This window comes from Leclercia adecarboxylata (genome assembly GCF_035787115.1).
Classification (GTDB): Bacteria; Pseudomonadota; Gammaproteobacteria; order Enterobacterales; family Enterobacteriaceae; genus Enterobacter; species Enterobacter adecarboxylatus_E.
The window spans coordinates 182,467-197,224 of the sequence record NZ_JALKTL010000002.1 but is presented as its reverse complement, the minus strand read 5'-3'; the positions used below and the strand labels follow the sequence as shown (position 1 = coordinate 197,224).

Here is a 14,758-nt window from a genome sequence, read left to right as displayed (position 1 = left end):
CTTAAGAAAAAAGCGGTATGCAGAGGTTGATTATGTTCTCCCGAATTGAAGTCTTTCACGGTGATATCACCACGCTGCATGTTGATGTAGTGGTTAACGCAGCCAATCCTTCCTTAATAGGCGGTGGCGGCGTGGATGGCGCCATACACCGGGCGGCGGGGCCCGCCTTGCTGGAGGCCTGCCGACTGGTGCGTCAGCAGCAAGGCGAGTGCGCGCCGGGGCATGCAGTGATTACGCTTGCCGGCGACCTGCCCGCCAAAGCGGTGATCCACACCGTCGGCCCTGTCTGGCATGGTGGAGAGCATCATGAAGCGCGGATCCTGGAAGAGGCCTACCGCAACAGCCTGAATCTGGCAGCGGCCAATGGTTATCACACCCTCGCATTCCCGGCAATCAGTACCGGAGTCTATGGTTACCCACGCGCGGCCGCTGCGGAAATCGCCGTTAACACGGTTTCGGATTATCTCACCCGCAAGCCTCTGCCGGAGCGGGTATACTTTGTCTGCTATGATGAAGAAAATGCCCGGCTATACAAGCGACTGCTTACCCAACGAGGACAGGAAACCGACGCATAACACGCGACTGGGACGCGCGATTGCGCCGGTCAGTTCTGCTCACCCTGGGCTCTGCGGCCTTCTTCCCCTTGATAACAGTCTGGACGCCTTCGCCTGCCGGTACCGGCTGGCGGAGATGGCGGAAAAGACGCTGGATGTGCAGTACTACATCTGGGAAGACGATATGTCAGGACGCCTGCTGTTTTCCGTCTTGTTGTCTGCCGCCATGCGCGGTGTCCGCGTGCGCCTGTTGCTGGATGACAACAATACCCAGGGGCTGGACAGCATTTTGCGTCTGCTGGATGCTCACCCCAACTTCTCTGTCCGGCTGTTTAACCCCTTCTCGTTCCGCTCTCTGCGCGCGCTGGGGTATCTCACCGATTTCGCCCGCCTCAACCGCCGGATGCACAACAAAAGTTTTACCGTGGACGGCGAGGTCACCATTATTGGTGGGCGAAACGTCGGCGATGCCTATTTTGGTGCAGGCGAAGAGCCGCTGTTTTCCGATCTGGATGTGATGGCGACAGGGCCAGTGGTGCAGGACGTGGCCGAAGACTTTGAGCGATACTGGAACTGCGCATCGGTCTCGACACTCCAGCAGGTGCTGGAACTTTCCGAGGCGGAAATCGAAGACAAAATTCATCCCCCTGAAGCCTGGTATCGGGACGATATTACTCGTCGCTATCTGGATAAATTACAGTCCAGTGATTTTATCACCAACCTTGAGGCCGGGAATTTACCGTTGATCTGGGCGAAAACCCGGCTGCTCAGTGACGATCCGCGTAAAGGGCAGGGGAGAGCCAAACGGCACTCTCTGCTGCCGCAGCGCTTACTGGACGTGATGGGCTCACCGGTTGAGCAAATCACGATTATTTCAGCCTATTTTGTTCCCACCCGGGCCGGGGTAGCGCTGCTGCTGCAGATGGTACGCAAAGGGGTTAAGGTTGCCATCATGACCAATTCGCTGGCAGCCAACGATGTCTCAGTGGTTCATGCCGGTTACGCCCGCTGGCGTAAAAAATTGTTGCGCCACGGCATCGAGCTCTATGAACTCAAGCCGACTCAGGATGGCGTCCCGCCGGCGCACGATCGAGGGATTACCGGGAACTCTGGCTCCAGCCTGCATGCCAAGACCTTCAGCGTTGACGGCGAGAAAGTGTTTATTGGTTCGCTCAATTTTGATCCCCGTTCAACCATGCTCAATACCGAGATGGGTTTTGTCATCGAAAGTGAGAGGCTGGCGCGGCTCATACACACCCGGTTTGTGCGCAGCCAGCGCCACGAAGCCTGGCAGCTCCGGCTGGATAAGCTGGGGCGTCTGAACTGGATTGAGCGCAAGGACGGGCAGGAGATCGTGCATAAAAAGGAGCCCAAAACCCGCTTCTGGCAGCGGGTTTTGGTGCGTATGGTCTACTGGCTGCCGGTGGAGTGGCTGCTGTAAAAGGGCGCCGGTTCAGCGACCGGCGCAGAACGGCTTAGCTGGTGGCCTGTGGTGTGTTTTCCGCTTTAACAGCCGGTTTGCCGGAAAACAGAAAACGCAGCAGCGGAATACGCAGATGGATTTCATACAGCACAATCGCGATCCCCACCACAAACACCAGCCCGCAAATAAAACCGAGCAGGTTGGAACGGATATGCGGCGTGATGTACGCGCCAAAGAACAGCGTTAACGGATGGTGCACCAGATAAATGAACAGCGAGGCGTTGACGAAATAGGTGACGCGCGCGGATTTAAAGTTCAGCAGGCGGTGGCCCAGGGCAAAGACCACATTGACCATCCACAGCCCCAGCAGCATGGTGATCACGCTTTCAGTTTCATACATCCACGCATCGCCGCTGCCATAACGCTGATTGAGCAGATAGGCGATAAACGCCAGCACTGCCCCGAGTGTGCAGCCGCGCGACGGGGTGGTGAACAGGGCTTTGAGCTTTGGATGAACAAAAGCCAGCGCACCAATTAAAAAGAATGGCAGGTAGAACAATGTCTGCATTACTACAAAATTAAACAGGCCATCGCTCAGGATCGGTGAAAAGACAATGAATAGCGTGCGGCGCAGCGCGGCATAAGCGATGCCCAGCAGTAAAAACAGGACCGACAGTTTGCCCCAGGTGATATCCGCAAAAAATGCGTCCGACCGGGCGCTAAGGTGGTGACGCATACGGCTGAACAGCCACAGGCTGACCGTGGTCATCACTACCAGCACCAGCAGGAACCACAGGTGCGAGATCAGTTCCCAGGCGAGGGTATTGTATTTTTCGTACAGCGACAGGGTGTGCCAGGTGTCCGCTTTGCCTTTGACATATTGCAGCATGATAAATTGCGGCAGCGTCAGCAGAGGAATGGCGGTGAGCATTGGAATACCGACGCGCTCCACGCGCACTTTCCACCAGCGCTTAAGCGGATAGCGCAAAAAAAGCATGTAGGAAAAGTAGCCTGAGATAACGAAAAAAACCTGCATCCGGAAGGCGTGGATAAAGTCGTTAAACAGCGTCAGCCACCACGACGACTCCGCGCTGTTGACGTGCCAGACGTGGCTCGAATAAATCAAGGAAATATGAAACGGGATCCCCAGCAGCATGAGCCATGCCCGGATAGAATCAAGGAAATATTCGCGTTGTGCGGGTACGGTGCTCATATTACGTTGCGCATTCTCAGACTTTTCGTCTTATCCCTAAGACCAATAGTGTTTACATTCGGTGCCAACCCTACACGAAGTCTGACACACTGTCTCCAGGATAAGCACGCAAAGTGAAAACGGGTTACTTTCACTTGCTTAATCCATGAGCCAGCACGCTGAACAAAGCGGTGATTATGTTGTCGGAATGCCTGATTTTCCATTAAAATGGATCGGATCGATATAAGCACACAAAGGGGGAAGTGCTTACTTATTATGAAACATAAACCACAATTGATGAAAATGCGTTGGTTAGGAGCGGCAGTCCTGTTGTCTCTGTATACCTCATCGGCCCTGGCCTTTACCATCGACGACGTCGCAAAACAGGCAAAATCGATGGCCAGTAAAGGGTACGAAGCGCCAAAAAGTAACTTACCCTCCGTTTTCCGCGACATGAAATATGCGGACTATCAGCAGATCCAGTTTAATCACGATAAAGCATACTGGAATAAAATTAAGACCCCGTTCAAGCTCGAGTTTTATCATCAGGGGATGTACTTCGACACGCCTGTCACCATCAATGAAGTGACATCAACCGCGGTACGTAAAATCAAATACAGCCCGGACTACTTTAATTTCGGCAATGTGCAACACGACAAAGACACCGTGAAAGATCTTGGCTTCGCGGGCTTTAAAGTGCTTTACCCCATCAACAGTAAAGATAAAAACGACGAAATTGTCAGCATGCTGGGGGCAAGCTATTTCCGTGTGATTGGCGGCGGCCAGGTTTACGGCCTCTCTGCGCGTGGTCTGGCGATCGATACCGCTCTGCCTTCCGGGGAAGAGTTCCCGCGTTTTCGCGAGTTCTGGATCGAACGTCCAAAACCGACTGACAAACGCCTGACCATCTATGCGCTGCTGGACTCTCCGCGTGCAACGGGTGCCTATCGCTTTGTCATTATTCCTGGCCGCGACACCGTGGTCGACGTGCAGTCTAAAGTCTATCTGCGCGATAAAGTCGGCAAACTGGGCGTTGCGCCGCTGACCAGTATGTTCCTGTTCGGGCCAAACCAGCCTTCTCCGACCACTAACTTCCGCCCGGAACTGCACGACTCCAATGGTCTGTCGATTCTGGCCGGAAACGGCGAGTGGATCTGGCGCCCGCTGAACAACCCGAAACATCTGGCGGTAAGCAGCTTCAGCATGGAAAACCCGCAGGGGTTTGGTCTGCTGCAACGCGGTCGTCAGTTCTCCCGCTTTGAAGATCTGGACGATCGTTACGATCTGCGCCCTAGCGCCTGGATCACGCCGAAAGGCGAGTGGGGCAAAGGCAAAGTTGAGCTGGTAGAGATCCCGACCAACGACGAAACCAATGACAACATCGTCGCGTACTGGACGCCGGACCAGCTGCCGGAAGCCGGTAAAGAGATGAACTTCAACTACAGCATCACCATGAGCCGCGATGAAGACAAGCTGCACGCGCCGGAAAGCGCGTATGTGCTGCAGACCCGTCGTTCTACAGGGGATGTGAAACAGTCCAACCTGATCCGTCAGCCTGATGGCACCATCGCGTTTGTAGTCGATTTTACTGGCCAGGATATGAAAAAGCTGGCACCAGAAACCCCGGTCACCGCTCAGGCGAGCATCGGTGACAACGGTGAAATCGTTGAGAACAGCGTGCGTTATAACCCGGTCACCAAAGGCTGGCGTTTAACCCTGCGCGTGAAAGTGAAAGACGCGAAACAGCCGACTGAGATGCGCGCCGCCCTGGTGAATGCAGACCAGCCGTTGAGTGAAACCTGGAGCTATCAGCTACCTGCCAATGAATAAGATAACTGAGTATATCGATGCCATGCCGCTGACCGATATCGAGAAGGCGGCACTGCCGAAGGGTGACATCAGCGCGGTTCACACCGCGCTGGATGCCGATCATCATCCGTTTACCCGTGAAGATGATACCCCGCTGGGCTCGGTTAAAAGCCGTCTCGAGCAGGCCTGGCCCGATTCACTGGCCGATGGCCAGCTGATCCGAGATGACGAAGGACGTACCCAGCTTGAGGCCATGCCGAAAGCGACGCGCTCCTCGATGTTCCCCGATCCCTGGCGCACCAACCCGGTGGGCCGTTTCTGGGATCGCCTGCGTGGCCGCGATACCACCCCGCGCTATCTCTCCCGCCTGACCAAAGAGCAGCAGGTCAGCGAGGAAAAATGGCGTACCGTCGGCAGTATTCGCCGCTACATCCTGCTGCTGCTGACCATCGCCCAGACCGTCGTCGCCACCTGGTATATGAAGACCATTCTGCCTTACCAGGGCTGGGCGCTGATCAATCCGGCCGATATGCTGGACCAGGATCTGCTGGTCTCGTTTATGCAGCTGCTGCCTTACATTCTGCAAAGCGGCATTCTGCTGCTGTTCGCTATTCTCTTCTGCTGGGTTTCGGCCGGTTTCTGGACCGCGCTGATGGGCTTTTTGCAGCTGTTGATAGGCCGGGACAAGTACAGCATTTCGCACTCTACGGTAGGGAATGAACCCCTCAATCCCGAACACCGTACCGCACTGATTATGCCGATCTGTAACGAGGACGTGGATCGCGTTTTCGCTGGCTTGCGCGCCACCTGGGAGTCGGTGAAGGCCACCGGTAACGCCGAACATTTCGATGTTTACATCCTGAGTGACAGCTACAACCCAGATATTTGCGTAGCAGAGCAGAAAGCCTGGATGGAGCTCATCGCCGAAGTGCAGGGCGAAGGGCAGATCTTCTACCGCCGTCGCCGTCGCCGCGTGAAGCGTAAAAGCGGTAACATCGATGACTTCTGCCGTCGCTGGGGTAATCAGTACAGCTATATGGTGGTGCTGGATGCCGACTCGGTCATGACAGGTGAGTGTCTGACCGGCCTTGTGCGCCTGATGGAAGCCAATCCAAATGCCGGTATCATTCAGTCCTCGCCGAAAGCGTCAGGAATGGACACGCTGTATGCGCGTTGCCAGCAGTTTGCTACCCGGGTGTACGGGCCGCTGTTTACCGCTGGTCTGCACTTCTGGCAGCTGGGTGAATCCCACTACTGGGGGCATAACGCCATTATCCGCGTGAAGCCGTTCATCGAGCATTGTGCGCTGGCACCGTTGCCGGGTGAAGGCTCGTTTGCGGGCTCGATCCTGTCTCACGACTTTGTTGAAGCCGCGCTGATGCGCCGTGCCGGTTGGGGGGTGTGGATTGCGTATGACCTGCCGGGTTCCTATGAAGAGCTGCCGCCGAACCTGCTGGATGAACTGAAGCGTGACCGCCGCTGGTGTCACGGCAACCTGATGAACTTCCGCCTGTTCCTCGTGAAAGGGATGCACCCGGTACACCGTGCGGTGTTCCTGACAGGTGTAATGTCCTACCTCTCTGCGCCGCTGTGGTTTATGTTCCTGGCCCTGTCGACCGCGTTGCAGGTAGTTCATGCCCTGACCGAGCCGCAGTACTTCCTGCAGCCGCGCCAGCTGTTCCCGGTGTGGCCGCAGTGGCGTCCTGAGCTGGCGATTGCCCTCTTTGCCTCGACGATGGTGCTGCTGTTCCTGCCGAAGCTGCTGAGTATCGTGCTTATCTGGTGCAAGGGCTCGAAGGAGTACGGTGGTTTCTTCCGCGTGACGCTCTCCCTGCTGCTGGAGGTGCTGTTCTCGGTTCTGCTGGCGCCGGTGCGTATGCTGTTCCATACCGTTTTTGTGGTCAGCGCCTTCCTCGGCTGGGAAGTGGTCTGGAATTCGCCACAGCGTGACGATGACTCCACCCCGTGGAGTGAAGCCTTCATGCGTCACGGCTCGCAGATGCTGCTCGGTCTGGTCTGGGCGGTGGGCATGGCGTGGCTGGATCTGCGCTTCCTGTTCTGGCTGGCACCGATTGTCTTCTCGCTGATCCTGTCGCCGTTTGTATCGGTGATCTCCAGCCGCTCAACGGTGGGCCTGCGCACCAAACGCTGGAAGCTGTTCCTGATCCCGGAAGAGTATTCCCCGCCGCAGGTGCTGGTGGATACGGACCGCTACCTGGAACTCAATCGCAGCCGTTCGCTGGAAGATGGTTTTATGCACGCGGTGTTTAACCCGTCGTTCAACGCCCTGGCCATCGCTATGGCGACCGCCCGTCACCGTGCCAGCCAGGTGCTGGAGATCGCCCGCGATCGTCACGTTGAGCAGGCGCTGAACGAGACACCAGAGAAGCTGAATCGCGACCGTCGTCTGGTGCTGCTGAGCGACCCTGTGACAATGGCGCGGATGCATCATCGTGTATGGACCGCCCCGGAGAAATACTCTTCGTGGGTGAATCATTACCAGACGCTCAAGCTGAATCCGCAGGCGTTGAAAGGGAAGTGATGCGCCGGGTGGCGCTGCGCTAACCTGGCCTGCAAAACTGTAGGCCCGTGCAGCGCAGCGCCGCCGGGCAAATAAATACCGGCTCCAGGGCCGGTATTTTTTTATCAGAGGTACTGGATGAGACTTTTCATCGTCATTACGATGGCGCTCCTGCTGAGCGGCTGCGGCAGTATTATCAGCCGGACAATCCCGGGGCAAGGACACGGCAATCAATATTATCCGGGTGTGCAATGGGATGTCCGCGACTCCGCATGGCGCTACCTGACGGTACTGGATCTGCCGTTCTCGCTGGTCTTTGATACCTTGCTGCTGCCCATCGACGCTCAGCACGGGCCCTATGAATAATTAACGCTCGTCCCACTCATCCGCTGCGGTTTGTCCCTCTTCGGTATCCAGCGGTGGTTCGAGCTGAAACTCACCCTCATCCCATTCATGCAGGGTGTTTTCTTCCAGCCACTCCTGACGCAACTCGATTTCGTCGTAATCGCCATCAAACACCGCCTGAGCCGCTTCGCCGCTCAGTACGGGCAGGCATTCGCCGTCTTCACCATCATCGGCAAAAAATTCGGCCTGCCACATAATGTCCCCATCCTGCATGACATACTTCTGGATATTGAGCTGCTCAATATTCGCGTCATCTTCCTCGATGCCTGGATTATCGGCGAGAAACTCTTCGCGCGCGGCATCAATCGCTTCCTCTAAAGTGGCAAACATAGTCATCGGCGTCTCCCTGTGAATTGACGTGGTATTCAGGGAAAGAATAGCTGATTCTCCATAATTGCAAGTATGAAAGCGGCAAAAGCCTTCACGCAGTTGTCTTAATCTGACGCTGAGAGCTTATCTGACTCCGGAGTCGCTCTGGGCTGACGCACCGCACGGGACAAACTGAACCATGAGTAAATCGCGTTAAACAGCACCACGCAGGCGGTGACAATAAATACCGCGCGAAAACCGTAGCTGGCGGCAATACCGGCCCCGAGAAGAGGCCCGGTAACGTTGCCGATATCGCGAAACGACTGGTTATAGCTGAAGATGCGTCCGGCAATCTGATTGGTGGAGTTATAAACCAGCAAAGTCTGTACCGCAGGCAGCAGAGCGCCATCGGCCGCCCCCAGTAAAAAGCGCAGAACGCCAAGCTGCCACGGCGATTGCACAAATGACATCGGAATGAGGAGCAGAACGGAGATCACCAGCGCGACAATCAGGATCCTTTCAGGGCCAATGCGATCGCCCAGTTTCCCCAGTCGCGGGGCGCTAATCAGGGCGGCGACGCCGGGTACCGAGGCAATCATACCGCTGATAAAAGCGATATTACCGACGTGTCCGGCCAGATCGCGTACGTACAGCGTCAGGATCGGCGCGATAGAACCGGTGGCGACCTGAATAATCATAGTGGTGACAAACAGGCTGATGACCAGCCGGGGATTTTTAAGCGAGGCGAAGACCTGGCGGGCATGCAGCATCTCCTTTTTCGGCACCGGGATGAAATTTTCCCGGATACAGAACAGGGTCACCAGGAAGCAGGCAAACAGCACCCCTGCGGTAATAAAGAATACCGGCCGCAGGCCGTAGCTGTCCGCCAGCAGTCCGCCGGCCAGCGGGCCAAGCAGGGCACCGCTCACCGCGCCGGTGGAGAGCGTTCCCAGCGCCCAGCCGCTTTTATGGCGGGGAATTTGCGTGGCGATAAGCGCGTTGGCATTGGGCACAAAGCCGCCCAGCAGCCCCAGCAACGCGCGTAAAATCAGAAACTGCCAGATGTTTTGCGCCAGTCCCATCAGCAGCATGATGATGGCCATGCCCAGCGCAGAGCGCAGCAGCATAATTTTGCGCCCTTTGCGGTCGGCCAGCCCGCCCCAGAACGGCGACGCGATAGCGGAGAAAAGAAAGGTGATGCTGAACACCAGCCCGGACCACATGTTGAGCGCGCTGTGGCCGTTGACCCCTAATTGTTCAACATAGAGCGGCAGAAAGGGCATCACCAGACTGAAGGCGGCACCCGTAAGAAAGCAGCCCAGCCAGGCAACCGTGAGGTTCCGCTTCCAGTTTATTGGTATTTCTGAGGGAGACATAGCTATCCGCATTATGATGCGCAGCGGCATCATTATAAAAGAAGGTAATAAGCCTGCTAATTATGCGCCTGGGTGATGATTGCTGCAACGACGGAGAGCACTATAAGCTCATAGGGAAGCATGCGGCCGGGAAGGCCGCAGGGAGATTAATAGCGGGAAGGCACCCCTTCCGGGCGGGTTTTAAAGCGGCGATGCAGCCACATATACTGTTCCGGGGCCAGCAGAATACAATTTTCCACGACCTTGTTCATCCACGCGGCGGTGGTGGTGGCATCCTCCAGCGGCGGGGAACGCTCAGGTTCCAGCATCATCAGCTCATAGCCTTTGCCGTTGGCTTTACGGCGCGGCACAAATGGCACAATCGCCGCGCCGGACAGACGGGCCAGGGTCCAGGTACCGGTGGTGGTTGCCGCCTCATCAACCGCAAAGAAGGGTACGAAGACGCTGGCGGTTGGGCCGTAGTCGTGATCCGGCGCATACCAGATTACCTCGCCGGATTTCAGCGCACGGATCATGCCCTTGAGATCTTTACGATCGATCATGCTTTTATTCGAGCGCATCCGGCCCCAGGTTTGCAGCCAGTCGAGCACCGGGTTGTCGTTCGGACGATAGACCCCGATGCCGGGCGCCTGCATGCCAAACATTCGCGCGCCGATCTCAAGGGTAAGGAAATGGACACCGATCAGCAGTACGCCAGTTTTCTGCGCCTGCAACTGGTGCACCGGATCCATACCGGTACCGGTCACTTCCGTCCAGCGCGCCATGCGCTTATCGGACCAGAACCAGGCCATCCCGGTCTCCATCAACCCCATGCCAACGGATTCAAAATTTTTCACCACCATGTTGTCACGCTCTTGCTCGCTCATCTCCGGGAAACAGAGTTCCAGATTACGGCGGGCAATGCGGGCGCGGCGGGACATAAAGCGCATCGCCAGTCGACCCAGGCCGCAGCCAAGACGGTAGATCACCGGGTAGGGCAGATGCACCAGCAACCATAATAACCCGATGCCAGCCCAGGTCAGCCAGTAACGCGGATGCAGTAGCGCAATGGAAAATTTAGGTAATTGAGTCATGTCGTTCCTGTTTTAAATACGTCCTGTTGGCAGATTGTCGCATTTTTTGAATCATATCCAAAATGGATGGCAACGGAATGTTTATGAAAACAGCAAATGTTATTGCCCGGAATTTTAATGTGAGAAATGTAGCGCAAAATGAAGGGATGTAAATTCTCATTGTTTGCTATATGATGCCGCCCGATTTTCATTCTTATTACGATTGCAGGAACCGTACACCATGCCAGTGTTACACAACCTCATTTCGAACGAAGAGCTGAAAGCGCGCATGTTGGCTGAAACCGAGCCGCGCACGACGATCTCGTTCTATAAATATTTCACCATCGTTAACCCGCAGGCGACCCGCGATGCGCTCTATCAAGCGTTAACCGCGATGAACGTCTTTGGCCGTATCTATCTGGCCCACGAGGGCATCAACGCCCAGATCAGCGTGCCGGAAAGCAAAGTCGATGTCCTGCGCACCTTCCTTTATGCCTTCGATCCGGCGCTGGACGGCCTGCGCTTGAACATCGCGCTGGACGATGATGGCAAATCTTTCTGGGTGCTGCGTCTGAAAGTGCGCGAGCGCATTGTGGCGGACGGTATTAATGACCCGAGCTTTGATGCCACCGACGTAGGCGATTACCTGAAAGCGGCGGAAGTCAACGCCATGCTGGACGATCCCGACGCCGTGTTTATCGATATGCGCAACCACTATGAATATGAAGTGGGCCATTTTGAAAACGCGCTTGAGATCCCGGCGGACACCTTCCGTGAACAACTGCCGAAAGCCGTCGAGATGATGCAGGAGCACAAGGACAAGAAAATTGTCATGTACTGCACCGGGGGGATCCGCTGCGAAAAAGCCAGCGCGTTTATGAAGCACAACGGCTTCAACAAGGTCTGGCATATCGAAGGCGGGATCATTGAGTATGCCCGTCGCGCGCGTGAGCAGGGGCTGCCGGTGCGCTTTATCGGCAAGAACTTCGTCTTTGACGAGCGCATGGGCGAGCGCATTTCTGATGACGTGATTGCCCATTGCCACCAGTGCGGCACCGCCTGCGACACTCATACCAACTGCAAAAATGACGGTTGCCATCTGCTGTTTATTCAGTGTCCGGCCTGTGCTGAGAAGTTTAACGGCTGCTGCAGTGAGCTGTGCAGCGAAGAGAGCGTGTTGCCTGAAGAGGAGCAGCGCCGCCGCCGTGCCGGGCGCGAGAATGGTAATAAGATCTTCAATAAGTCGCGTGGCCGTCTCAACACCCGTCTCGGCATTCCTGACCCGGAATGATCCTGAAACCTTGCCCGGTCGTGTGACCGGGCGAGGGCATTACTTCTGCTGAACCCCTTCCACCGAAATGATCAGCTCAACGTCCTGCGACGCCGGGCCCAGATCGGTCGTAATGTTGAAGTCTTTCAGGTGAATTTTACCTGCTGCCTCGAACCCTGCGCGTTTGCCGCCCCACGGATCGTCACCCTGACCAATCAGTTTTGCATCCAGCTTAACGGGCTTCGTCACGCCGTTCAGGGTCAGGTTGCCGGTGATATCCAGCCCGTCGCCATCCTTTTTCACCTCGGTTGAGGTGAAGGTCGCCTGTGGGTACTTCGCGACGTTGAGGAAGTCCGCGCTGCGCAGATGCTTGTCGCGTTCTGCATGGTTAGTATCGAGGCTGTTGGTGTTCAGGGTCACATTGACCTTATCATTCGCCGGATTGCTCTCATCAAAGGTAAAGGAGCCGTCAAAATCCTTGAAGGTGCCGTACAGCCAGCTGTAACCCAGATGCTGAATACGGAAGTTCACAAAGGCGTGCTGGCCTTGTTTATCAATTTTGTAGTCCGCTGCCACGGCGGCACCGGTGGTGAACAGCAGAGACGCTAAGGTTAATCCCAGCAGGCTTTTCTTCATTTTACGCTCCAGAGTCAGGTGACGCTTTGCCCAACATTCGTGTCAGGGTGGCGTCTTTGTCGATAAAGTGATGTTTTAAGGCGGCAAGGCCATGCAGGACGGAGAGAATGACCACGCCCCATGCCAGCCACAGATGGACGGTTCCGGCCAGATCGGCCTGCGTGCCGGCATCTGCCAGCAGGGCAGGCACGTCAAACAGACCAAAGACGCTGATGGGCTTCCCGTCGGCGGTGGAGATCAAATAGCCGCTGATCAGGATGGCGAAGAGCAGCCCGTACAGCGCGAAGTGCGCAGCGGCAGCGCTAATACGCGTGAAGCGCGTCTGGCTTTTCAGCGCCGGGGGAACCGGGGAAAAATGACGCCATAACAGTCGCACCACCAGCGCCAGCATCAGCATAAACCCGATGCTTTTGTGCAGCTCCGGTGCCTGGTGATACCAGCCATCGTAATAGCTGAGGGTCACCATCCAGAGGCCAAGGCCAAACATGGCGTAAACCGCAATAGCCATCAGCCAGTGTAAACTTATGGAGACAACGCCGTAGCGTGTCGGGGTATTACGCACCTGCATAGTGTGTACCGTTATTCATTTGTAAGCGCTAAAAATGGCGTGCGATAAACATTAATGCAAATGATATTTACAGATATTCATTATCAATATTATTTGTTCAATTAATTTGAAATAAAGTTAAGAATTATGGTCAACAGGACTGTTAATGGTTTGTGATTTTGGCTGGATCCGGCGGGTTATGACGCTTTGATGATGTTCAAATAATTTATTGTGAAATTATAGTTATTTTAAGAAATGTCAGTTTTTGTCAGTAATTCTCATCAGAAAAATACAATGTACAGAATATCGAGGATTGCCAGTAACGACCACAGCAAAATATAGAGCATCAGGTGTTCGCGAATATTATTAATCAGGTAATTGACGATACGACGCATGGGAATACCGGTAAGAGATGAAATGAAAGGCTTCGGACACCCGAAGCCTGACAACATTATCGGCTAAAGCGCGACAGGGAGAATGGCGTGAGATCAAACGGCGGGGCGATCTGCTGAGAGAATTGCGCGGCAATCTCGCCCAGCACGCTGGCAAATTTAAATCCGTGTCCACTCAGGCCGGTGATCAGCAGCGTATTGTCATGGCCCGGCAGGGTGTCGATGATGAAATCTTCGTCCGGGGTGTTGTCATAGGTGCAGGCTGCGCCGTGTAACAGGCCGCCAATACCGGGCAGTACGTTGCGCAGGAACTTAAAGGCTTCAGATCCGTCGCCAGGATAAGCGCCAAACGGCTTACGCTCTTCGGGTGAGTTGATGATCTGCCCACCGTTATGTTTACCGATCTTCAGCGCATCTTTCTCGGAGGGGAAGCCGTAAAACTGGTCGCCGTCAGGCAACTCGCCGGTAAAGGCCGGGAAGCGGTTCTGATGGCTGTAACGGCCATCGGCCTGGAACCAGGAGAAGACTTTACGCACCGGCTGCACCGGCAGGCCCGGCACCAGATGTGAGACCCAGGTGCCCGCGCTCACCAGCAGGCGATTTGCGCTATACGGGCCCTCGGGCGTCTCGACGGTGACGCCATCATCCTGGTGGGTAATGGCGGTCACCGGACAGTTAAACAGCTGGGCGCAACCGGCCTCTTTCGCCAGCGCAATCCAGGTTTTAATCGCCAGTTCGCTGCGCAGTACGCCAGACTCGGCTTCATACAGGCCAATATAATCCGCCGGAACGTTGATTTCAGGCCAGCGCTTCATGATTGCCGCTGCGTCCAGTCGTTCGAGATTGAGGCTGAACTGACGGGCACTCTGTTCAACCGTTGCCAGAAACGTCGAGTCGGATGGCCCAAGATTGACCACGCCCGTACGTTCAAAGACCGGTTCACCGCTGATTTGCGCCAGTTCATCCCATAGTGCCTGCGCCCGTAACACCAGCGGTACGTAGCGTTCTCCTTCCCCGTACGCGTGGCGCATCAGGCGGGTATCGCCATGGTGGCTTCCTTCCGTATGGGGCGGCATATGGGCGTCAATCATCAGCACATTCTGGCCGGCTCGCGTTGCGTAATAACCTGCCGCCGCTCCGACAGATCCGCTGCCAATAATAATAAGATCGTATTTCATGAGGCTCTCTTTACGCGTTTCGTTGGTTAGCAGGGTAATTAAGAAGGCAGGCTTATACAAGGGAGAAATAAATGAGGCACCGTGAGGTGCCTGG

Annotated in this window: 14 protein-coding genes; 6 read left to right on the top strand and 8 right to left on the bottom strand. The window is 55.6% G+C overall.

Features of this window, described 5'->3' with window-relative positions:
• Positions 1 to 32 precede the first annotated feature (32 nt).
• Together ymdB and MXM41_RS08385 are read left to right on the top strand one after the other, a co-directional pair.
• Positions 33 to 575 carry an O-acetyl-ADP-ribose deacetylase gene (ymdB, locus tag MXM41_RS08390; RefSeq protein ID WP_325931908.1) on the top strand — a complete coding sequence of 181 codons (543 nt, stop codon included), beginning with the start codon at positions 33 to 35 and terminating at the stop codon, positions 573 to 575.
• A complete protein-coding gene (locus MXM41_RS08385) occupies positions 511 to 1,995 on the top strand; it encodes a phospholipase D family protein (protein ID WP_325931907.1) in 1,485 nt (494 codons plus the stop codon). The genes ymdB and MXM41_RS08385 overlap by 65 nt, the downstream gene beginning before the upstream one ends.
• Before the next feature lie 34 nt (positions 1,996 to 2,029).
• Here the strand turns inward: MXM41_RS08385 and mdoC are convergent, their stop codons facing one another.
• Positions 2,030 to 3,190: a glucans biosynthesis protein MdoC gene (gene mdoC / locus MXM41_RS08380; RefSeq protein ID WP_325931151.1), complete on the bottom strand. Its 1,161-nt coding sequence runs from the start codon at positions 3,188 to 3,190 to the stop codon at positions 2,030 to 2,032.
• 255 nt (positions 3,191 to 3,445) lie between these two features.
• Between mdoC and mdoG the strand changes: the two genes are divergently transcribed.
• The 3 genes from mdoG (at position 3,446) to MXM41_RS08365 (ending at position 7,865) form a co-directional block, all read left to right on the top strand.
• Positions 3,446 to 4,999, top strand: coding sequence for a glucans biosynthesis protein MdoG (gene mdoG, locus MXM41_RS08375; protein WP_325931149.1), 1,554 nt, complete (start codon positions 3,446 to 3,448; stop codon positions 4,997 to 4,999).
• Complete coding sequence (mdoH, locus tag MXM41_RS08370; protein ID WP_325931147.1) at positions 4,992 to 7,520, top strand: glucans biosynthesis glucosyltransferase MdoH; 2,529 nt, start codon at positions 4,992 to 4,994, stop codon at positions 7,518 to 7,520. Before mdoG ends, mdoH begins: the two co-directional genes overlap by 8 nt.
• Positions 7,521 to 7,637: 117 nt before the next feature.
• The gene (locus tag MXM41_RS08365) at positions 7,638 to 7,865 is read left to right on the top strand and encodes a YceK/YidQ family lipoprotein (protein WP_325931145.1); all 228 of its coding nucleotides are present in this window, start codon (positions 7,638 to 7,640) and stop codon (positions 7,863 to 7,865) included.
• Here MXM41_RS08365 and MXM41_RS08360 read toward each other — a convergent pair whose 3' ends face one another.
• The 3 genes from MXM41_RS08360 to MXM41_RS08350 all read right to left on the bottom strand — a co-directional run bounded on the left by MXM41_RS08360 (position 7,866) and on the right by MXM41_RS08350 (position 10,662).
• Positions 7,866 to 8,240, bottom strand: coding sequence for a MysB family protein (locus MXM41_RS08360; RefSeq protein ID WP_039032335.1), 375 nt, complete (start codon positions 8,238 to 8,240; stop codon positions 7,866 to 7,868).
• Positions 8,241 to 8,338: 98 nt separating this feature from the next.
• Positions 8,339 to 9,589 carry a multidrug efflux MFS transporter MdtG gene (gene mdtG / locus MXM41_RS08355; protein ID WP_325931140.1) on the bottom strand — a complete coding sequence of 417 codons (1,251 nt, stop codon included), beginning with the start codon at positions 9,587 to 9,589 and terminating at the stop codon, positions 8,339 to 8,341.
• 146 nt (positions 9,590 to 9,735) lie between these two features.
• Positions 9,736 to 10,662, bottom strand: a complete 927-nt coding sequence (locus MXM41_RS08350; RefSeq protein ID WP_325931138.1) for a Kdo(2)-lipid IV(A) acyltransferase — start codon at positions 10,660 to 10,662, stop codon at positions 9,736 to 9,738.
• Between the two features lie 220 nt (positions 10,663 to 10,882).
• Here MXM41_RS08350 and MXM41_RS08345 point away from each other — a divergent pair, with 220 nt between their 5' ends.
• Complete coding sequence (locus MXM41_RS08345; protein WP_325931136.1) at positions 10,883 to 11,932, top strand: rhodanese-related sulfurtransferase; 1,050 nt, start codon at positions 10,883 to 10,885, stop codon at positions 11,930 to 11,932.
• Between the two features lie 39 nt (positions 11,933 to 11,971).
• Here MXM41_RS08345 and MXM41_RS08340 read toward each other — a convergent pair whose 3' ends face one another.
• The 4 genes from MXM41_RS08340 to solA all read right to left on the bottom strand — a co-directional run bounded on the left by MXM41_RS08340 (position 11,972) and on the right by solA (position 14,664).
• Positions 11,972 to 12,547, bottom strand: a complete 576-nt coding sequence (locus MXM41_RS08340; protein WP_325931134.1) for a YceI family protein — start codon at positions 12,545 to 12,547, stop codon at positions 11,972 to 11,974.
• 1 nt (position 12,548) lies between these two features.
• Positions 12,549 to 13,115: a cytochrome b gene (locus MXM41_RS08335; RefSeq protein WP_325931132.1), complete on the bottom strand. Its 567-nt coding sequence runs from the start codon at positions 13,113 to 13,115 to the stop codon at positions 12,549 to 12,551.
• A 260-nt stretch (positions 13,116 to 13,375) separates the two neighbouring features.
• The gene (locus MXM41_RS08330; protein ID WP_325931130.1) at positions 13,376 to 13,489 is read right to left on the bottom strand and encodes a YceO family protein; all 114 of its coding nucleotides are present in this window, start codon (positions 13,487 to 13,489) and stop codon (positions 13,376 to 13,378) included.
• Positions 13,490 to 13,545: 56 nt separating this feature from the next.
• A complete protein-coding gene (solA, locus tag MXM41_RS08325; protein WP_325931128.1) occupies positions 13,546 to 14,664 on the bottom strand; it encodes an N-methyl-L-tryptophan oxidase in 1,119 nt (372 codons plus the stop codon).
• Positions 14,665 to 14,758: the final 94 nt, after the last annotated feature.